25 protein-coding genes and 2 pseudogenes are annotated in these 19,948 nt (G+C 37.2%); all 27 read right to left on the bottom strand.

Going from position 1 to position 19,948, the window contains the following annotated elements:
• Positions 1-20: 20 nt before the first annotated feature.
• The 27 genes and pseudogenes from DXB77_RS03585 to DXB77_RS03450 all read right to left on the bottom strand — a co-directional run bounded on the left by DXB77_RS03585 (position 21) and on the right by DXB77_RS03450 (position 19,916).
• Positions 21-1,085, bottom strand: coding sequence for a spermidine/putrescine ABC transporter substrate-binding protein (locus DXB77_RS03585; RefSeq protein WP_118662679.1), 1,065 nt, complete (start codon positions 1,083-1,085; stop codon positions 21-23).
• A gap of 74 nt (positions 1,086-1,159) precedes the next feature.
• Complete coding sequence (locus DXB77_RS03580; protein WP_008402826.1) at positions 1,160-1,960, bottom strand: ABC transporter permease; 801 nt, start codon at positions 1,958-1,960, stop codon at positions 1,160-1,162.
• 3 nt (positions 1,961-1,963) lie between these two features.
• Positions 1,964-2,830 (bottom strand): ABC transporter permease, encoded by an 867-nt coding sequence (locus tag DXB77_RS03575; RefSeq protein ID WP_118662678.1) that lies wholly within the window; start codon positions 2,828-2,830, stop codon positions 1,964-1,966.
• A 13-nt stretch (positions 2,831-2,843) separates the two neighbouring features.
• A complete protein-coding gene (locus DXB77_RS03570; RefSeq protein ID WP_117784925.1) occupies positions 2,844-3,980 on the bottom strand; it encodes an ABC transporter ATP-binding protein in 1,137 nt (378 codons plus the stop codon).
• Positions 3,981-4,007: 27 nt separating this feature from the next.
• On the bottom strand, positions 4,008-4,355 hold the full coding sequence (locus tag DXB77_RS03565) for a P-II family nitrogen regulator (protein WP_008402823.1): 348 nt from the start codon (positions 4,353-4,355) through the stop codon (positions 4,008-4,010).
• Between the two features lie 157 nt (positions 4,356-4,512).
• Complete coding sequence (locus tag DXB77_RS03560; protein ID WP_117807665.1) at positions 4,513-5,262, bottom strand: helix-turn-helix transcriptional regulator; 750 nt, start codon at positions 5,260-5,262, stop codon at positions 4,513-4,515.
• A gap of 180 nt (positions 5,263-5,442) precedes the next feature.
• Positions 5,443-6,174, bottom strand: coding sequence for a hypothetical protein (locus DXB77_RS03555; RefSeq protein ID WP_118662677.1), 732 nt, complete (start codon positions 6,172-6,174; stop codon positions 5,443-5,445).
• Positions 6,175-6,318: 144 nt separating this feature from the next.
• The gene (locus tag DXB77_RS03550) at positions 6,319-7,542 is read right to left on the bottom strand and encodes an ATP-binding protein (protein WP_173783587.1); all 1,224 of its coding nucleotides are present in this window, start codon (positions 7,540-7,542) and stop codon (positions 6,319-6,321) included.
• A gap of 75 nt (positions 7,543-7,617) precedes the next feature.
• A complete protein-coding gene (locus tag DXB77_RS03545; RefSeq protein WP_118662676.1) occupies positions 7,618-8,028 on the bottom strand; it encodes a peptide deformylase in 411 nt (136 codons plus the stop codon).
• A gap of 117 nt (positions 8,029-8,145) precedes the next feature.
• Positions 8,146-9,096 carry an alpha/beta hydrolase gene (locus DXB77_RS03535; protein ID WP_118662674.1) on the bottom strand — a complete coding sequence of 317 codons (951 nt, stop codon included), beginning with the start codon at positions 9,094-9,096 and terminating at the stop codon, positions 8,146-8,148.
• A 192-nt stretch (positions 9,097-9,288) separates the two neighbouring features.
• Positions 9,289-9,537, bottom strand: a complete 249-nt coding sequence (locus tag DXB77_RS13430; protein WP_347559467.1) for a GNAT family protein — start codon at positions 9,535-9,537, stop codon at positions 9,289-9,291.
• Positions 9,522-9,794, bottom strand: coding sequence for a hypothetical protein (locus DXB77_RS13425; protein WP_347559466.1), 273 nt, complete (start codon positions 9,792-9,794; stop codon positions 9,522-9,524). The genes DXB77_RS13430 and DXB77_RS13425 overlap by 16 nt, the downstream gene beginning before the upstream one ends.
• A gap of 22 nt (positions 9,795-9,816) precedes the next feature.
• Positions 9,817-10,473 (bottom strand): hypothetical protein, encoded by a 657-nt coding sequence (locus DXB77_RS03525; protein ID WP_118662673.1) that lies wholly within the window; start codon positions 10,471-10,473, stop codon positions 9,817-9,819.
• A gap of 22 nt (positions 10,474-10,495) precedes the next feature.
• On the bottom strand, positions 10,496-11,122 hold the full coding sequence (locus tag DXB77_RS03520; RefSeq protein WP_118662672.1) for an alpha/beta hydrolase: 627 nt from the start codon (positions 11,120-11,122) through the stop codon (positions 10,496-10,498).
• Between the two features lie 71 nt (positions 11,123-11,193).
• Entirely contained in the window at positions 11,194-11,952 is a 759-nt protein-coding gene (locus tag DXB77_RS03515) for an EFR1 family ferrodoxin (RefSeq protein WP_118662671.1), read from the bottom strand.
• A 74-nt stretch (positions 11,953-12,026) separates the two neighbouring features.
• Positions 12,027-12,536, bottom strand: a complete 510-nt coding sequence (locus DXB77_RS03510) for a hypothetical protein (protein WP_118662670.1) — start codon at positions 12,534-12,536, stop codon at positions 12,027-12,029.
• Positions 12,537-12,616: 80 nt separating this feature from the next.
• Positions 12,617-13,054: a GNAT family N-acetyltransferase gene (locus tag DXB77_RS03505; RefSeq protein ID WP_118662669.1), complete on the bottom strand. Its 438-nt coding sequence runs from the start codon at positions 13,052-13,054 to the stop codon at positions 12,617-12,619.
• A 56-nt stretch (positions 13,055-13,110) separates the two neighbouring features.
• Positions 13,111-13,362, bottom strand: a pseudogene (locus DXB77_RS03500) (GNAT family N-acetyltransferase); the annotation flags it as partial.
• An 18-nt stretch (positions 13,363-13,380) separates the two neighbouring features.
• Entirely contained in the window at positions 13,381-14,178 is a 798-nt protein-coding gene (locus tag DXB77_RS03495) for a PfkB family carbohydrate kinase (protein WP_118662668.1), read from the bottom strand.
• A gap of 83 nt (positions 14,179-14,261) precedes the next feature.
• Entirely contained in the window at positions 14,262-14,501 is a 240-nt protein-coding gene (locus tag DXB77_RS03490) for a hypothetical protein (protein ID WP_242996032.1), read from the bottom strand.
• A gap of 69 nt (positions 14,502-14,570) precedes the next feature.
• Positions 14,571-14,993 carry a PPC domain-containing DNA-binding protein gene (locus DXB77_RS03485; RefSeq protein WP_118662667.1) on the bottom strand — a complete coding sequence of 141 codons (423 nt, stop codon included), beginning with the start codon at positions 14,991-14,993 and terminating at the stop codon, positions 14,571-14,573.
• 100 nt (positions 14,994-15,093) lie between these two features.
• Entirely contained in the window at positions 15,094-15,510 is a 417-nt protein-coding gene (locus tag DXB77_RS03475; RefSeq protein ID WP_118662666.1) for a GNAT family N-acetyltransferase, read from the bottom strand.
• Between the two features lie 59 nt (positions 15,511-15,569).
• A pseudogene (locus DXB77_RS13420) lies at positions 15,570-15,692 on the bottom strand (GNAT family N-acetyltransferase); the annotation flags it as partial.
• An 11-nt stretch (positions 15,693-15,703) separates the two neighbouring features.
• Entirely contained in the window at positions 15,704-16,174 is a 471-nt protein-coding gene (locus DXB77_RS03465) for a GNAT family N-acetyltransferase (RefSeq protein ID WP_118662665.1), read from the bottom strand.
• 137 nt (positions 16,175-16,311) lie between these two features.
• Positions 16,312-17,712: an MATE family efflux transporter gene (locus DXB77_RS03460; protein ID WP_347559471.1), complete on the bottom strand. Its 1,401-nt coding sequence runs from the start codon at positions 17,710-17,712 to the stop codon at positions 16,312-16,314.
• Between the two features lie 6 nt (positions 17,713-17,718).
• Positions 17,719-18,588 (bottom strand): AraC family transcriptional regulator, encoded by an 870-nt coding sequence (locus DXB77_RS03455; protein ID WP_118662663.1) that lies wholly within the window; start codon positions 18,586-18,588, stop codon positions 17,719-17,721.
• A gap of 8 nt (positions 18,589-18,596) precedes the next feature.
• The gene (locus DXB77_RS03450) at positions 18,597-19,916 is read right to left on the bottom strand and encodes an MATE family efflux transporter (protein ID WP_347559465.1); all 1,320 of its coding nucleotides are present in this window, start codon (positions 19,914-19,916) and stop codon (positions 18,597-18,599) included.
• Positions 19,917-19,948: the final 32 nt, after the last annotated feature.

Raw genomic sequence — 19,948 nt, 5'->3', positions numbered from 1 at the left:
CTGTCTTTTGCCGTTTTGTATTACTGCTTTAATTTGTTCCACATATCGTTGTAAACAGTCAATGTATCTGTATCAAGATTTCCAACAAATTCACCTTTTTCAAATACCTCAGCCGGTATATTCTTTGCTTCATTGTTCCTGTAATCTTCATTTGCCTCCACTGCAGTTGCATTCGCATTCAGATATGGGTATTCCGCCATAACCTTTGTAGCAACATCCGGATCACACATATAGTTGATGAATTTCATTGCATTATCATAGTTCTTGGCACCCTTTGCGATTGCCCAGTTATCAATGAATTTATATGCGCCCTCTTCAGGGAATACAATCTTGATCGATGGGTTCTCATCCATAGCAAGCGCTACTTCAGCAGCCCAGCAGTAACCAACATTACAATCTCCGCTGATCAGAGATGACTTTGGACTGTCACTGTCATATACTGCGATATTATCCTTTAATGTCAGAAGCTTCGTTTCAACCTCGGCAAGCTTTGCTGTATCTGTTTCATTCATGCTGAGTCCCATGCTTCTCTCCGTCATACCGATAACTGCTCTATAGTCATCCAGTGCTACGATCTGTCCTTTTAATGAAGGATCAAAGAGATCTGCGTATCCCTTAATATCTGTTGATACCTTGTCGGTGTTGACTGCGATCGCTGCCACACCACCCTGATAAGGAACGGAGTAGACATTGCCCGGATCATATGTAGGATCCAGATACTGACTACCAATATTTGACAGATTGGTAAGTGCATCCTGATCCAACTTCTCAAGCATTCCCTGAGCGATCATGGATTCTACCATATAGTCACTCGGCTGTACGATATCATAAGTTCCTTCATCCTCTGATTTTACCTTTGCAAGCATATCCTCATTGGATGAGAATGTTGATACATTTACTTTAATTCCATATTCTTTTTCAAAATCCTTAATTACTTCATCCGGTACATACTCTGTCCAGATGAACAGGTTTAACTCTCCGTTTGTACTGTCTGCTTTCTTACCACAGCCTGTGATATTTACTGCTGTCATTGCAAGAACAAGTGATAATGCAATACTTACTGCTCTTTTTCTGTTTTTCTTCATAATTATGTCTCCCTTCTACTCTTGAACCTTGTTCGGTTACTTCTATAAATTGTTTACTGTTTCATTCTATACAGCTACTGTTTTTTCTTCTTAAACAGATTGCCCTGAGTCAGGACAACAAAAATGATCGTGCCTGCTAAGATCAGTGCTGATAACGCATTTACATCAGGTGCTACTCCACTCTTAATACTTGCCATAACCTGTAACGGATAAGTCATCGTATTACCATTTACAAAGTAGCTTATGATAACGTCATCAATCGATAACGTAAATGCCAGTAATGCACCGGCTGTAATGCCGGGTCTTAAAACCGGAAGTGTGATCTCCCAGAATGTACGGATGCGGTTAGCTCCCAGATCCATACTTGCTTCTTCGATCGAAATATCATAGCCGGATAATCTTGCCCTGACATTGAAGATAACATATGGCACACAGAAGGTAATATGTGCAATGATCAATGTAAGCATACCTCTTGGGATCGAGACCTTTGCGAATACAGTAAGTAAGGATATACCCATTACAATCTCAGGAATAACGACCGGGATATATAAAAGTCCGTCTATGATCCCTTTTCCTTTGAATTTATATTTGTACATTCCGATCGCACCAAGCGTACCTATAATCGTTGAAAGTACAGTTGTGACCAATGCTATGATCATCGTATTGCCAAAGGATGTAAGAAGCGACTGATTTTCAAACAATTTCACATACCAGTCAAATGTAAACCCCTTCCAGGTCAGATATGGTTTTGATGTCGTTGCATTAAAGGAATTCACTACAACAACTGCAATCGGCATAAACAATACAATATAAATCAGAGAACAAAAGATCTTTGAAAGAATACTCTTTGTTCTTACTTTTGCTTTTCTGCTCATCGTTTACACCCCCAGACTATCCATATCGCCGCCTGTCTTCTGGTACAGTTTGACGAGGATCAATGTGACAACAATTAATATGATGGATAAGGCTGCACCAAGAGGCCAGTTATTTCCACTCTTGAACTGGCGCTCGATCAGGTTACCAATAACATCTGCATTTCCACCACCTAAGATATTCGATACAAAGAAATATCCAAGACATGGGATAAATACCATGATACAGCCGGAGAAAATTCCGCTGGCTGTCAACGGCAGGATCACTTCAAAGAAAGTCCGCCAGCCCTTAGCTCCAAGATCAGAGGAAGCCTCCAGTAAAGTATGATCCAGCTTGCCGATCGCGGTATAAAGCGGAAGTACCATAAATGGGAACAAGCAGTACACCATACCAAATACGGTAGTTCCCTGATTATATAAGAGGTTCAATGGCTCTGATATCAGATGCAGCTTCATAAGCACGGTATTCAACCAGCCGGATGAACCAAGGAATGTTTTCCATCCATAGATACGAATCAGTGAATTCGTCCAGAACGGAATGATAACCAGCATATATAACAGATTCTTTGATCTGCTCTTTGTCCTTGCAATAATATAGGTAAACGGATATGCAAGCACGATACAGATCACGGTTGTAAGTAATGCGATCACAAGTGACTGAACATAGATCTTAATATAAGAACTGTCCGCCAGATGTTTGTAATTATCGAATGTGAACTGAAATGTTACATTGTAATACTGATCAATACTGCAAAAACTCATGACCAGTATATAGATGAGTGGAACTGCTACCAACAGGATCAGCCATAAGGTCACCGGCCCTACCATGATCGTTGCCGGAAGTGTCTTTTCTCTGAATCTCTTTTTATTCATATCAAACACCTCCTTATGCCAGTGTTATATTTTCCATACTCTGATAGAAGCTGTTATCCAGACTGTGGATCAATACCGCATCCTCCGGATTCCAGCAGATAAATACTTTGTCACCGGATTTTGGAAGTTCTTCGCCTGCCAGACGTTCCATCTTTACTTCATTTCCATTTGGAAGAACCGCCAGACATTTGACGACTGAACCAACATAGATATAATCCTTGACCAGTGCCGGTACGCTGAAGCCCTCTACCGGTTCTGCCGAAAAATGAAGCTTTTCCGGTCGAACAGAAACAGTTACAAATTCACCAACTGAAAATCCGGTGTTCTTTTCCTCTGTCTCGGTCACGGAACCGGAGGTTGTTACATCTCCATTTTCAATCCCTATAACCGCTTTTCCGTTTACGATCGATTTGATCGTTCCGTCAAATACGTTTGTCTCTCCGATGAAGGTTGCTACGAACTTGGTTGCCGGTCTTTCATAGATGTCTGTCGGTGATCCGATCTGATCCATGACACCATCATGCATAATAGCTATCCTGTCGCTCATCGTAAGCGCTTCTTCCTGATCATGTGTAACATAGATAAATGTGATATGTAATTTCTTCTGCAGCCGTTTCAGTTCCAGCTGCATCTGTTTTCTAAGCTTCAGATCCAATGCACCAAGCGGCTCATCCAACAGCAGAACCTTCGGACGATTGATCAACGCTCTTGCAATCGCAACTCGCTGCTTCTGTCCACCGGACAACTGACTTGGATACCGTTTCTCAAATCCGGATAACTGAACCATCTCTAACATCTCCGTTACCCGTTCTTTGATCTCTTTCTTTGGAACCTTTTTCATCTTAAGACCATATGCTACGTTGTCATATATGGTCTTATGTGGAAATAAAGCGTAACTCTGAAAGACAGTGTTTACATTTCTCTCAAATGGCTCTTTATCTTCAATCGGCTCACCTTCTACCTGAATGGAGCCTGTCGTCGGTTCTTCAAATCCTGCAATCATACGAAGCGTTGTCGTCTTGCCGCATCCGGATGATCCAAGCAATGTCAGGAACTCGCCTTCCTCTACCTGCAGATTCAGATCTTTTACAACATGATTTGTTCCGTATATTTTATTTACGTCTTTGATATCAACTATAACATTTGCCAAATCATATCACCTCTTTTTCAAATTTCTCTATAATGCTTTTTCTCCTCGTTCACCGGTACGGATTCGTATAGCCTCTTCGATATTTCGAATGAAGATCTTACCATCTCCGACATGTCCGGTAGCTACCTTTTCTCTGACATCCAGAATAATCTGTTCTACCTTGGAATCTTCAACTACTACTTCAACTCTTACTTTTGGAAGAAGATTGATCGTAGTTTTAAAGCCTTTAATCTCATTTACGCCCTCAACAGTTCCTTTCTGTGTTCCGCATCCCATAACGGTTGAGATCGTCATACCACCACAATTCTTCTCATCCAATATGCTTTTTAATACTTCCAGCTTTTCTGGTCTGATTATTAATATGATTTCTTTCATTCTTTCTTCCTCCAATCTGCAACATACAACTAATATAACAAAAAAGAGCCGTTCATCTCTGAACAGCTCCTTTGCTTGTTAACGAAAATATACTACTTTCAAATTAATTCTTCAATAGAACAGGATTACCATTTTTTTACTACTTTTATGGTATTAACTACTCTTTTTCTTTAATCAGTTTAAACATCTGAACACGGTTTCGGATTCCCAGTTTCCTGTAAATATTTAAAATATGCTTCTTTAGTGTATTTACCGTTATGGATAAACGGTCACAGATCTCCGTATTCTCCATTCCCTGCAGCAAAAGCTGCAATATGGTCTGCTCGCGCTTCGTCAGATCATAGGTCTTTACTGCCTGTGTCAGCGTCAGCTTCTCCTGGCTGGTCATCTGATTATTTCTGTCCTGTGACAACCGGTATGCCATATGATCCTTAAGCATATCCATCAGGAATACATCTTCATATGTAAAGTCCTCTTTACCAATCGTCCTATATAATGTCACCACGCCCAGAAAATGTTTGTTCCGTCCAAATATCATTTGTAACGCGTAATGCCAGTTATTTGGCTTATATACTCTTTGATAATATTCAGTTTGAACTCTTTTTTCATCCGATATGATATCAGTTTCCCGGTATACCATACTCCTGCCACTGAACATAATACCACGGCTGTAATCCATATTCTCATAAATATCTGACAAGTCTTCATCACAGTTGAGGAATACCGGACGTTCCAGATTTTCTTTCTCATTTGATGATGCCAGATAAAAATCTGCACTGTCAAAATCAATGACGGTCTTGATCTGTTCCAGAAACTGTGTCCGCATGGCATCAAAATCACCGATTGTGTAGATCTTGTATATGATACTGTTCATGACCAGCCAGTCATTTGTTTCAAGGGTCTTCACCAGTTTCACCTCCCTTGTATTTCATAAAACAAAAAAAGTACGCAACCGATGTAACACACCCTTGCGTACTTATTTTTTACTATTCTGTTGGTATGAAGTATAGCACAAAAAGATGATTTGTCAAGCAAGAAAATTCATCAGGCTATTTACTGAAATATCATCAGATTATTAACCTTGAATCTATTTCAAAAGCTTTTTTATCTGCATATCTGTTGCGATCGGATAAATATCATGCATATGCCGGATGATCATATTCCAGGACTCCTGCGGATCATCCTTGTAACAGGATGTTACATAATCATACCCATAGATATGTTCCAAGGACGAGTAAACCGCTACATCCCAGCCATACTCTAGCCCTTTTTTATTTACACGTTTTCTGAAGTCGCAATTACAAAGGTACATCTGCATCATAAGATTTGTGACAGCTCCATCAAATCCCTTTTCGCCGCCTTTTCCATATCCTTCCATTTTCTTCAGTTCGTTGGAATACAGTTCTGCATCCACATGTTCTTCCATGAAATGATCCATGATCTTTTTATTCTTATTCGGAGCTTTTCCATCTTCATACAGCGCATCAAAATCATATCCATCCCGTCTGTAATTGGCAAATACAGGAAGCCATTTTCTCGATATAAAACCTGCCTTTTTATTAAAAAACTTGCCATATACGATGTCATGTCTTCTTGCGATAACCGCCCGCCACATCCATGGATCTCTGTCAACATCCTCACACCACCAGTACTCCGGCACGGTTCGTTCTTCCAGCGAAAATCCCGGTATATCATTTCTAAAAAGCGGTAGGAAGCCAATCTCATTTATATACTCTATTGCCTCATCTACTGTGTGAATACATTCCGGATCATCCCAGGCTACACCATACATGATCCATTTGCCTGATTCTTTTTCCATGTTTATCTCCTGTTATATCACTACCCCATTACAGTGATCCACCTCTACTTATGTCAAGTAAAAGGCAAAAATTACTTTGACAATAATTGATAATAGCTTTTTATTTTAGTGCCACAATTTAAATTTTTTTATTGATTTGTGGCACTAACTTAAATTAATATTTACTTTTCCTAATAGAAAATCAACAATATTTATATGTGAAATACCATCTCTGGAATAATCGAATCTATCTAATGAAAATACATATTTAGGTGACGCATCGCTTATAGGCTTAAATGCTCCAAACTCCCGTTCAATCGTTTCCCTGCTTCCAAGATAATATGCTACTTGTATAAAACATTTTTTACGACCATAAATTGCAACAAAATCTATTTCACCCTTATATGTTTTTCCTGTAAACACCTCATAATCCCTTGAAACCAGTTCATTATAAATGATATTTTCTAAGAAAAATGTATCTTCAAAATTTACCAAATTCGTATTTATCATACGAAAGCCCGTATCAACAGCATACTGTTTTTCAATATATGACATTGCTTGCTTTCCAACAATATTGAATCTTTTCACCCGATCTATGAGGCATGCTTTGTCCATCTTGTCAAGATATCTGTATATTGTTTTACGGTCGAGACCTTCTTCATTTTGATTCTCGAAATAGCTTTGTATATTTTTACTGGAAAATTCTTTTCCAGCATTTGCCATAATATACCCTGCTATCTTTTCAAAATTCTGTCTATTTATTTTTGATTTATCAGTTATTATATCTCTATCAAGGATGCCCAAATATGTTTGTTCCAAATATCTTTTAATATCGCTTTCTTTGGAAAATGAAAATCTCAATGGAAATCCACCCCAATTGATATAATCAATAATAAATTCATCAGGGGGCTGATTTTTTCCTATTACTTTAATATATTCATAACTTTCAGCAAAAGAAAACGGCATTATCCTAAATTCAATACATCGCCCCACCAAAAGTGTTGCCATCTTGCCTGACAACAGTTTGGAATTACTGCCTGTAATGAAAATATCACAATTAATTGTAGCTCTCAGAGAAGCCAATACTTTTTCAAAACTTCTCACATGCTGAATTTCATCAAGAAATATCAGATATTTATCCATATCTTTGATTTGTTTTGTTATATAACTATTCAGCTTTTCAGCTGTACGAATTTTTTCAAACTGTAAATCTTCAAAATTAATCCTTATAATATGTGTCTTATCAAAACCATTTGAAACAAACTCTTCTTCAATCTGTTCAAGCAGAATAGATTTTCCACAACGTCTTACACCAGTTAAAACTTTTATCAGATCAACATTATAATATGGACGAATTTTTTGTAAATATCTTTCACGTTTAATATACATACACATTTACTCCTAAAAAAGATCACTATTATTATGCCACAAATTTGAAAATTTTCAAGATTTGTGGCACATATATTAAATCACTACCCCATTACAGTGATCCACCTCATGCTGAATAATCTGTGCCACAAATCCCTCAAATGCCATCTTTCTTTTTACAAAACCAGCATCCTGAAACTCTACCTCTATCTTCTTATACCGCGTTGTTTTTCGTTTTCCCTCTAATGACAGACAACCTTCTTCTGTTTCATAACGTCCGATCTTAGAACAGATCACCGGATTGATCATAATCATATCTACAGGTCCGGCACTTACAATGATCATATTTTTCTTATACCCGATCATATTTGCTGCCATTCCGACACAACGCTCACGATTTGCAGCTAATGTATCCCGAAGATCATTTACCACATTCATATCAAGCTGTGTTGCCGGAACGGATTTCTGTCCCAGAAAAAGAATATCTTTTACAATAGGTTTTACCATTTTCCATCCTCCATAAGTTCTCATTTATCTCTTCTATCTCGTCAAGATTTGTCACTGATTTGCAAATGACATAATATGCCATTAAAGCAACACAGTCATATGTACCACCTGTTCCATTCACTGAATAAACTTCCTGATTTCTTTACTTATCTCATCATATTTGTAGTCGTGGACATAATGCGGACAATCTAATTCAATATAGCTTGCATTGTCACAATCTGAAATATAATTTTCGGGAATACTTCTCCACTTTTCTTTTGTAAAACCGGTTCCACCGGAGCCGTCAGAAATAAACAATAACATCGGCACCTGCGGAATTCCGTTTTCTTTTACAATATTGGCATTCTGTTTTACAGCTTTTACTTCATCGATCATCGTTACAGTTGCAGTTTTTTGATAAAATACTGCTCTGTAAATCTCTTTTTCCTTTTCAGACAATGTTCCGGCTTTGATTGCATCGCTCTCGGCAAGGCTCGGTATCCATCTGGTGATTCCAAGTGCCGCACCATACTGCCCTAATTTCATAATAGGAATATTAATGTTCATTTCATCATAATAGTCTGGTACTGCCATATCCAAACCAACAATAGCCTCAACTTCTTCCGGATACTTCTGTACCCAGTATAAAGCCTCAAGTCCGGACATCGAATGGGGGCAAAGCACATATGGGCCTTTTATTCCGGCTTTATCAAGTGCCATCCTTGTTTCGCTTAACATCGTATCGATATCCCTGTTTTCGTCTACAACATCACTAAAGCCATAACCGAATTTTTCCACTACAACGATTTTATAATCATTGCTAAGCAGCGAATACAAAGACTTAAAATCCAATATTGGCGAGCAGGTTCCACTTCCGGACATGAACACAAGCGTTTTATAACCATCCCCCTCTGTATATACGCTCATCTTGTGCCCGTTGACTTCTACCAGTTCACCTAACGGAGTTAATAAATCCTTTTCTCTTGAACTGCATACTTTATGGCGAACCAATGATATTATCACGAATAATGCAATAACCGTGATTACAATCAATATTACTCTTAGAATATTTCTTAATATCTTTTTCATACTGTATCTCCCTTAATCAAGTGCCTGATACTTCCTGCCTCTATCCCCAATATGGAATAACCAATTGACATAAAGACTGCAACGCTTCCTACCCTTTTGCATACCAGCTTAAATATTCACAATGTAAAACATAATTGGTTCTCTGACTCCGCAGTGCCACACCATCGGCTGGGCGTACAACTGGAAGTTGAATTACTCTCTGACAAGTGCATACATTTTCATATCAATGATACTGCCACATTTCACAGCATTACTCTTTAATGTTCCTTCGTATTGAAATCCTGCCTTTTCCAATGCTCTACATGAAGCTATATTGTGAGCAAATGGTTCAGCAAAAATACGAATAATATCCTTTTTCTCAAACACATATTCACAAACCTGTTTGATTGCATTTGTCATATATCCATTTCCCCAGTAGGGTTCTCCTATGTAATAACCCATTTCAGCGGTTTTGCAATGGATATTATCCTGTCGAAATACTCCATGCTTCCAATCACTTTATCATCAAGTGTTATCGCAAATGCAAATGTATTGTCTTTATTCGCTGATAACATCGCCCGTATAAAATCTTCTGCATCATTTTCCGTGTACGGATAAGGCAAGCCATCCCTAAGGTTATTCAAAATTCTTAGATCATTTAAGTTTATTGCAAGATTGAATTTATCATCAATTCTCCATTTTCTTATAGTCAGATTCATATTTCTCTCCTCAAACTCTTATTTATCCAAACTGGAATGGAATAATAATATTAAACAGGAATGCAAGAACTATACTAACTGTTCCCATTATCGCAGAACTCCTCAATGTGTCTCTCTTCAAAACAATAAATCCAATAATAAAGACTATCACTTCCAAAACAGACCATGCACTAAAATATCCGAATCCATATACAAAGCACATATTGAACAATACTGCCAAAATCAGAGCCGACAGTATAAATGCCAGTTTGCTTTTTTCCTTTGCATACCAGCAGACAAAAGCCAATAATGGAGAAACAGCTGTAAATCCAACCCAAATCATTGCATAACTTCTTGGAAAAAATCCTGCAATATAGTTTGAATACAAATAGTAAGTTGCAACCATACCAACAAAGAATACAAAAACATTAATGCTTGCTCTTATTGCAGAATTGCTATAAATAGAAATACACAGTGCAATCAATACCCAGATTGCAAAACGCCCAAGGAAATTACTAATATCTAATACTCCATTTATTGCCATAAGCACACCTGGAAGTTCAGCTTGACGAAAATCCAGATATTTTGAAAAAAATCCCAAAGCTATTCCAAGGAACAATATAGCCATGGTATTTATAAGTTTTCTATTATTAGATATTGAATTTTCTGCATTCTTTATATCATTCAAAATTTTTATCATAATTACCCTCGCAAATCAAAATTCATCTGATATTTTCATAAAATTTCTGCAACACGATTGCCAACTCTTCCGGAGCTTCTATGTTTGCTTCATGACCTGTTTTCACAAGTTCATGGAAACAGGCGTTGTTCAAATATTGGCAAAGTTCTTTTGAAGTTTTTTTGTTTGCAGTGTCCTTCTCTCCACAAATGAGCAATACTGGGCAAGACACCTTATGCAGTGAGTCACTGAAATCCAATTCAGCCATCGTCCCGCACAGGCTGATAACATCCGCTTTTTTGAAACCCATTTTACTGAATGCCGAATTCGGCATAAGATGAAACAATATATTCTGAACTTTCAATAAGTTTTTTGGCATTTTATATTGTGCTGCAATTAATACGAGCGCCTTTACTTTATCTGGGTGGTCTATCGCATAATTAAGTGCCAAAACAGCGCCTAGAGAAAGCCCACATAAGACAATTTCATCGTTCACCTTGTCACATTCTGATGAGAATGCTGAATATAATTCCTTATATGTAACAGCTTTTCCCTTTAGCATCCCTGCCAAACTCAAATTGACACTACTTTCCGACACTTTCGTTTCCTTTATTACTCTGTTCCAACTGTCTGGTTTTTGTCCTAATCCATGCAAGTATAAATACTTCATATACTGTCGCTCCTTCAAACTGGAAATTTTTCAAATTATCAATTTCTAATTTCCGTACAGAGATTTATAAATCATCTGCTCTCTAATTGTTCGAAATGATAACGCGGCTTTCCAACACTCTTTTTTCCATACTCAATAGCTTCTGTAGGGCAATAACAAATACAAGCCATACAATGAGTGCATTGCTTTCCCCATACAGGCTTTCTGTCCTTAAGCGTAATGTTGTTCAATGGACAGTTCTTAACACATTGACCACAACCGACACAGGTAGCATCCGTACGAAATGCATCAGATTTCACAAAGAAATGATAAAAAATCGGATTTACCGGACCACTCATTAACCGGTCATAAAGATTGTTTCTTGGTACAGCGAACGGCTGCTCTGCCTTAATGTGCGCAATTATATCCATAATAGCAGGTTCCGCATTTCTAACAATCTTTCTTGCTTCTTCTGCTTTCGGTGCACCAAACATAGCAATATAATTTTCCGGCATAATAACCTGAGCTGTACCCATATACCATAAATGTTTTTGCTCCGCAAGGCGCTGATTATATTTCGCTGCATTCCCAATCTCGCCTCCACAGTCCATCACGAACCAAATGCGTTCTGCAGAAAGCAGTTTCGTTTTACAAAGCCACTCCGATACAATTTGTGGAATACGCCACGCATAAGTTGGAACCACTACGATTATATTTCTGCCTGTTTTCATTGGCGAATAATCTGTTGCCTTGATTTTTGCATTCATATCTACAATCTCGTCCTGCAATTCATCTGCAATTTTCTTTGCTATATAACGACTATTACCAGTTCCGGAAAAGCACAAGATCATAATAACATTACCTCCGTATTTGCCTCAAAGCCAAGCTTTTCATAAAAGCTTTTTCTCCAACACTCTTATTGAAATCATCTCACAATATCGTCATTTTTCTCGTATGGCATCGGCTCCCCATTTTCTTTATGTAGGCGTCCTATTTTATCGCAGATCCTATCGTACAAATTATCATTCACATATGCAATCTTCTCCATATCCACATTGTTCTCTGATATTTTTCTGCTGTAGAATTTTTGGGCGTATGTTCCACATTCTTTTATGTAAGCCATTATTAAATTAATTTCTTGTTTCTCGACTTCTGAAAAAATAGGTTGTTCCGTTAATTTTCCACTGATAAAATCACAAAAATAGGAATAGTCATCATCCCAGTTAATATTTCCATTGTCCTGGGCTTCACATCGAATCTTTTCTATTTCTCTTAATAATTCTCCCTGCAGATTATGTGCTTGTCCAGCTTGCGGAACATAATTTTTCCAAATATATTTACACTCATCAAAATACTGCTGCTCATACTCTTTGCCTATGATCGCACCAATCGTCAAATTGTTTTTTCCTCTTTTTAATTTATCAAATAATCCCATAATTCACCTTAATATCTCTTTCTGGAAATATTTCTCACGCAAAATTGTTCCAACTATCTCATAGTGTTCTTTAACTATTGTTATTCAAGCCACTGAATAAAAGCAGTTTTATCAGAACTATTATATCCTGCATTCTCATAAAATCTTAATATACTTTCCTTTTTTGATCCTGTCAGAAGCATCATTTTATAGCAGTTATTCTGCTCCGCTATGTACTTTGCATATTCCAAGCATTTCGTAGCATAGCCGTGTCCTCTATAATCTGAATGTGTCACAACATTTTCAATAAACGCATATGGTCTTACCCCTCTTGTAAGATTTGGAATAATTACACAAACACAAGAAGACACAATTTTATCATCTACCTCACAAACTATTATATGATGATTCATGTCATTCATAATAATATTCCAAGTCTCTTTCAAGCTTTCTGTCATTTCCGGAATCGAATCTTCATGAAGATACAAATATAACTCTAATAATTCATTAAGTTCTGTCTTATTTATTTCCCTAACCATAATTTTATCCCAACCTCTCTGTTTTCTGCCCATTTCAATCAGAAATACTATAGCCGTTAAAGTTTATATTGCATGAAGTTACCATTATGTACAAATCCAAAATCCGTATATAATTTAACTCCCATATCAGACGCCGTAATCTGTATTGTTCCACAGCCATATTCCCTGGCGTCATCTATAACGCGGGATAGCAACTCCTTTGCAATACCTCTTCTTCTATATTCCGGATCAGTAAACATACTGGACAACAATCCTATCTTTCCACTTGGGCATCCAAAATAGGGAGGCTTCTCCACAAATGACATCCCCAAAAAACTCTCTTCCTCTTAAAATCCACCATAATGAGACAGCGTCTCTGTTGCTAATTCTGTCCCAACTCTCATAGCCTCATAAATATTCCCATTTATCAAATGTGAACATACAAAGCCTGCATGGTAACTATCTCCACAACCTGTAGTATCAATTACTTCTTTAACTTTATTAGCTTGAACAAAATACTTTTCACCATTATGATATGTAACACTTCCCTTATCAGCTAAAGACACATTAAATAGCCCTTTATACTTCTCTGAAAACGCTTCAAATATTGGGAGAATTGATTTCTCTCCACTAATCATGAAATAATCTATATATGGTGCATATTTTTCCATTTCTTTAAAATTACGATATTCTACAAAATCCACTGCCAATCTGAAATTGTTATTCTTTTTTAAATCTATAATTTGTCCAAAACAGCCTGCCCAAAAATGTACAAATACAACATCTGATTTTTTAATAAACTCCAATTCATCATAGTTCAATATCATTTTATCAACAATATCACCCGTCCATGAATCATCTTTGTAATATCTGTCACCGCCGGCTGTAAGATATGTACGATTATTCGCTGTTACTTTATCCTTTTCTACTCTTACGTGGCTTACATCTATTCTCTTATCAGAAATAGAATCCATAATAAATTTTGCGTAAGAATCCTGTCCAACCGCACCCAATATTGAAACATTGAACTCCTCAAATTTTGATGCATGGACTGCAAAATTAAGGGCTTCACCGCCAGCATATAGTTCATCAGTTCCATCAAAAACATCTACACATAAACACGGAAGTGCTACTAAATTTATCATTCTTTATACCTCTAAAATTTCTAATTTTTCTGTTTTATCAACTTAATTCTGTCATAATATAAAATGACTTCCGGCAGGGTTGGTCAAAATTTAAAAAACCAGAAAAGCTTCCCCCTATATGGATTTTTCTTACTGAGCAACCATGCTGAAACTGCATGTAATAATAAAAATGCACCGCTTATGATCGTCATTACCAGTTCAAACTGTGATAAGACCGACATAGAATTATCATTCTTCGGCATACCGGCCGCAAAGAAAATCAAAGCAACTACAAGTGCTAAAATCTCAGCCGTATAGAACGCATTCACCGATTTGTTTTTCATTTTTATCTCCTTATCACTACTCCATGGTTTATTACTGAAATGATAATTTATCACACATGTTCAATGCGCTCAATCAAACTTAAATACATTAAGTCCTGTTTCTTCATCATAAACCCTGTCAACTTTTCCATCAATTATCGTAATTACCAGCTCACAGATTGCACTGACAACAGCCCTGTTCAAATGTCCTCCAAACACTGCGCCTTTCTCATTTCCGGCACTCATATGAAGATGTGCATAATATTCGCCATTCATTGTACTGATTGTACCTGTCAGCGATGTGATTTCATAATATCCTTTAAAGCTGTTTGAGCAATATTTCTTCTCATCCGTCTTATATACTCCGACCGTGAAATCATTGACAGCTCCAATCGCATTAATACTGGCAAGTTTTATATTCTCATTTATGGCAATTGCTTTCAGTTGTTCTAATATCTCCTCCCCTTTGTCAATCCTTGCTATTATTATATTGTCAAATTTTTTGTATTCCATTTTATTTCTCCATTCTACTTCAAATATGTATCCATAAGTACAACAATTGCAGGTTCATCATCAAATGCTCCTAAATGCATTATTCTTTTCATATTTATCTTTACTCTACATGATGATAAATTTTCAATCTTTGTGCCTCATTTGCCTCAAATCCAAACTTTTCATAAAATGGAATCTTATCAGGGACTGCACATAATTCCACAAAAATGTCTGTACCTTTAACTCCATTGTCATTTATGAATCTTCTTAATTCTTTTATTAACATCTTTCCGATACCTTTTCCCTGATATTCAGGTCTGACAACAACATCCTTAATATAGTAATTAAGTCCCATATCACCATTCATTCTTGCCATAGCAACAATGAAATCTCCATCCCATACAGAAACTCTGAATAAAGTATGTTTCATTGCTAACCTTGTCTGTTCAAGCGACGGTCCACCTCCCCATACCGTTTCCCACAATTCAATAAATTGTTCTGCTGTTAATTCATTATATTTCACTATTAAATTTAACATAAGATATTTTCCTCCAATACTGTTCTTTAACTATTGTTATTCACAACTAGGGAATTATCTTAATTTTTCCCACTTCGCAAATATATCATATCCACCAATTGTACTCCATCTTCATATATTGGATGGTCGTAATTATCTGTAAAAAAATGTGGTACGCTATGTGAACGGATAAAACCACACTCTATGATCTTCATCAATATCCCCCCTCCAAATCCATCACCATACACGAATCAGATGCTTTAAACCCTAACGATTCATACAACGGTCTTCCCATCTCTGTTGCATCCAGGCTTATTTCTGTCACACCATTTTCTTTTGCCTCATCAATCAAAATCTCAACCATTTTCTTAGAAATTCCTCTTCTTCTATAATCTGCACGAGTATAGACATTCATTAAATGCGCCCGATTACCTGTTGGATGCGAAAAGGTTGGCATAATCCATGTATAGGATAAGCTTGCACAGCCTACAAGAGTTTCTCCATCAGACGCAATAACCGTAGTCTGTTCCCCTGACTCAAAATATCTTCTGCTCTCAAAGATAAAATTCTCGTCATATTCATACTCACCGGACAAGCCATTCACTTCTCTAAACATTTCAAGTCTCAGCTTCATCAGAATTTTCATATCAGCTTTTGTAGTCTTTCTGTATATAATCTTGTTCATTTCCTACCTCCCTTAACAATCTATCCAACAGCATCTACCGATTATTTATAAACATTTTAAAATTTCATCTCTTACAAACGTGTAAATTGATTTTAATCACTCAAATTCTTTTATATCATTCCAACTTCTTTCCTTTATTAATTGCTGTATAATTTTAGTTGAATTCTCCAGCTTTTTCTAAGTGCCACATACGAAATCAGAAAGTTTGCAAGCCAGCCGGCCGGTACAGCAAGCCAGACAAACGCAATACCGAAACGGGGTGCAAAAATCAATGCAACCGACAAGCGTATCGCAAGGTTTACCATATTTGCAATGAGAAACGGACGCATAATTCCAAGTCCGCGAAGGACTCCGTCAGTTGCCATCTTAATACCCATAAAAATGAAAAAATAACCAAGCCATCTCATATAATCACCAGACACCTGATACGCCAAAGCAGTTCCATCTTTACCAAGAAATAGCGAAGAAATTTGTGTGTGCAGTGTTTCAATGACTACAAAAGCAAGCACTGCAAAACATACATCCAACACCAACGCAGCATGATATCCTTTTTTGATACGTTCAATTTTCTTTGCACCATAGTTCTGGGAAACATATGGTGAAACTGCATTACCAATGGATACGAATATCAATGAAAAAACATTCTCTACTCTCATCGTTGCTGCATAACCTGCAAGCGCCTGCGTGCCGAATGGATTTACAACAGCCTGTACGATCATCATACCAATTGACACTGTAGACTGCTGCAGAACAGACGGAACGGCAATTTGAAGCATAGAAGATAGTTCCTGCCTGTCAAACCAGTTAAAGGGACTTTTATATCGACGCATCCGGCTAAAGAAAATCAAAAGCGAGAACACGGCGGAAATTCCCTGTGCAATAAGAGTTGCGAGAGCGGCCCCGAACACACCCAGACCAAGACCGGTCACCAGCCAAATGTCCATAAAAATATTCAAAATAGAAGAAACTATCAAAAGGCCTAACGGAATCTTCGATTCACCGATTGAGTTAAACATCGTTGAAAGAATGTTATACATAAACAAAAACGGAAATCCCACAAAATAAACGCGAAGATACAACACTGCTTCCTCCAGTATATCAGCAGGTGTTTGTAATGCAGTCATCATAAAGCGAGAAAAACAAAAACCGAAGATACCCAAAAGTACGCTTAAAATCAAAAAGCTGATCAAGGATGTTGATACAATAGTTTTCATTTTGCTATAATCTTGGGCACCAAAATAGCGACTTACGAGCACCCCCGCCCCTACCCCGGCACCGAGTGCTATACAGATAAAAACATTTGTCAGTGCGGCACAGGCGCCAACTGCCGCAAGTGCAGGAGCACCGACATACTGACCAACAATGATTGAATCTGCCATATTGTATACCTGTTGAAAGAAGCTGCCCAGAATCATAGGCATTGCAAATACAGTCAGTGCTTTAATAGGGGCATCTGTAATTAAATATTCATCTTTTGACATTATCATTTTCCTCCATAAAACGTAAAACGTTACAAAATCAGAGCTAACGCGGCCAATACAATGTTATTGCATACAGTCAACTTGCTTTTTTCTGTATTTTAACGGAGAAACTCCGTATGTTTTTTTAAAACTTCTGATAAAATAGCTTATATTTTGATAACCGCTCCGCATTGCTGCCTCTGTAACAGAAATATCGGTGTCTTGCAACAGCTGTTTTGCATACTCTAACCGTAAATACACCACATATTGTGAAAGTGTAATATGAAAATGCTCCTTAAAATATCTGGATATATATTTTTCAGAAAGATGAAATTGCTCCCCAAATTCCCTTAATGATATTTTTCCTGTAAAATTCTGCTGTATATACGAGACCATTTCTTTTTCTACAATATTTCTACCACTTGTGTTATTTTCTACTATAAATCCCTTTTCCCACATTTCAAGAATAAATTGTAAAAGAATTATTTTGGTCTTTATCTGCGTCGTTATGTTCAACTCTCTTTCACTCTTTTTGGCTTCATATATCTCAATTAACTGCTCACACAATTCTTTTATCGTATCTTTTACACTGGGACTTATCATCAGACGACCACTGTCTAATGGTTCAAGTAATCTATCATCTAGTATATCATCTGTATAAAAAGATATATATTTCAATGGGAAAAGAAAAGTAAAATAATCTACAGTACCGGTCTTTGAACCCATAAAATGCAGATTGCCCGGTGATACAACGAAGGCATCCCCGGGTTTCCCGATATAGTTCTCTCCTGATATATTTACAGTCAAAAAGCCACTTTTTACATATATAATTTCGAATTCATCATGCCAATGTACCGGTATCTGAAAGGACTGATCCGCATTCTCTATGTGATATGTACTGAACGGATCATCCTTTGTACCATGTGGTTTATTTTCCTTTAATTCAAAATACATAATCGCTCCTATAATTCTATAAGACTCTTACTTTTCCATTTTCCGCTTTTCCATCGAAGCACCATTCCAACAGCTCTCGCACATTCATCACCTGCCATGGCAATATATGCTCCTACCGCCAGAAAGCCCATATGTATTCCAAGAAAATATGTACCGCCAACCGCAAACAGATACATGAAAATTGCACCCATTATAACCGGAAAAACTGCATCTCCACTGGTTTTTAACGCCTGACTATACACAAGATTTGTCACCCTTCCAAGTTCAAGGAATATATCTATTATTAACAATTTTACCACAAGACTTATCATCTGTGCATCATCCGTAAATATATGCACTATAATGTGTCCGGACAGTGCAAATGTCACAGAGAAGCATGTTGCTATTACAAGGCCATATATCTCTGCTTTTTTTATACCCCTGTCACATTCTTCAAACTCCTTTGCTCCGATTCTCCAGCCTGTCATAATAGCATTAGCCTGTGCCAGTGCAGCTCCTGCACAATATGAGAAATTTGCTATCTGCATAGCATACGAACGAGCTGTGACATTCATTCCGTTCGCATCCATCTGATTCATAAAACGCACTATAAATGTCATTGCTATATTATAAAGTGCTGTTTCAAATGCAGAAGGAAAACCTATTTTAACAATCTGCGCAAGTATCTTTCGCGGCAAAATACGATCAGGACTTTGTTTTGCTTTTATAAGTACAGCGCCCATCACCGCTACAATAACAAGATTTACAACCCTTGAAATAACCGTGGCAACGGCAACTCCCATTACTCCCCAGTTAAATACAAATAAGAATACCGAATTTAGTATTATATTAAGAACATTTCCAACAATAGTTCCTATCAGGGAATGCTTTGTATATCCAAATACTCTCAAATAGCTGGAAAAAATAGGAATAAGCGCATTTAAAAAACATGTTCCACCAACAATTTTGAGGTATGTTTCAGCCGGTTCAAACAAAGCAGGAGCAATACTTACTATTTTAAGTATTCTGCCGGAAAAAATTGCAAGAACAACAGACATCAGGATACCAATGAACGCATTAAACATAAGTCCAAGCTGTCTGGCCTGATATGCTATCCCGGGTCTTCCCGCTCCGATATTTTGTGACATAACAGCTATCATACCCGATGATATCACTCCAAACATGACAATGAAAACACCTATATAAGTATTTGCTGTTCCCACTGCTCCCACAGCCTGATCACTTACAGATGATAACATAAGTGTATCAACCATCCCTGAAAGCATATAGAATAAAGTTTCCAGGCATATTGGCACAGATAATTGCGATAATGTTTTCCTTTCAACCATCATGTTTTCTCCTTACATACAAATATAACATA

Origin of the sequence: Clostridium sp. OM05-9, from assembly GCF_003481465.1 — a bacterium.
Lineage (GTDB): Bacteria > Bacillota > Clostridia > Lachnospirales > Lachnospiraceae > Coprococcus > Coprococcus ammoniilyticus.
This window is presented reverse-complemented; position numbering and strand designations above follow the sequence as displayed.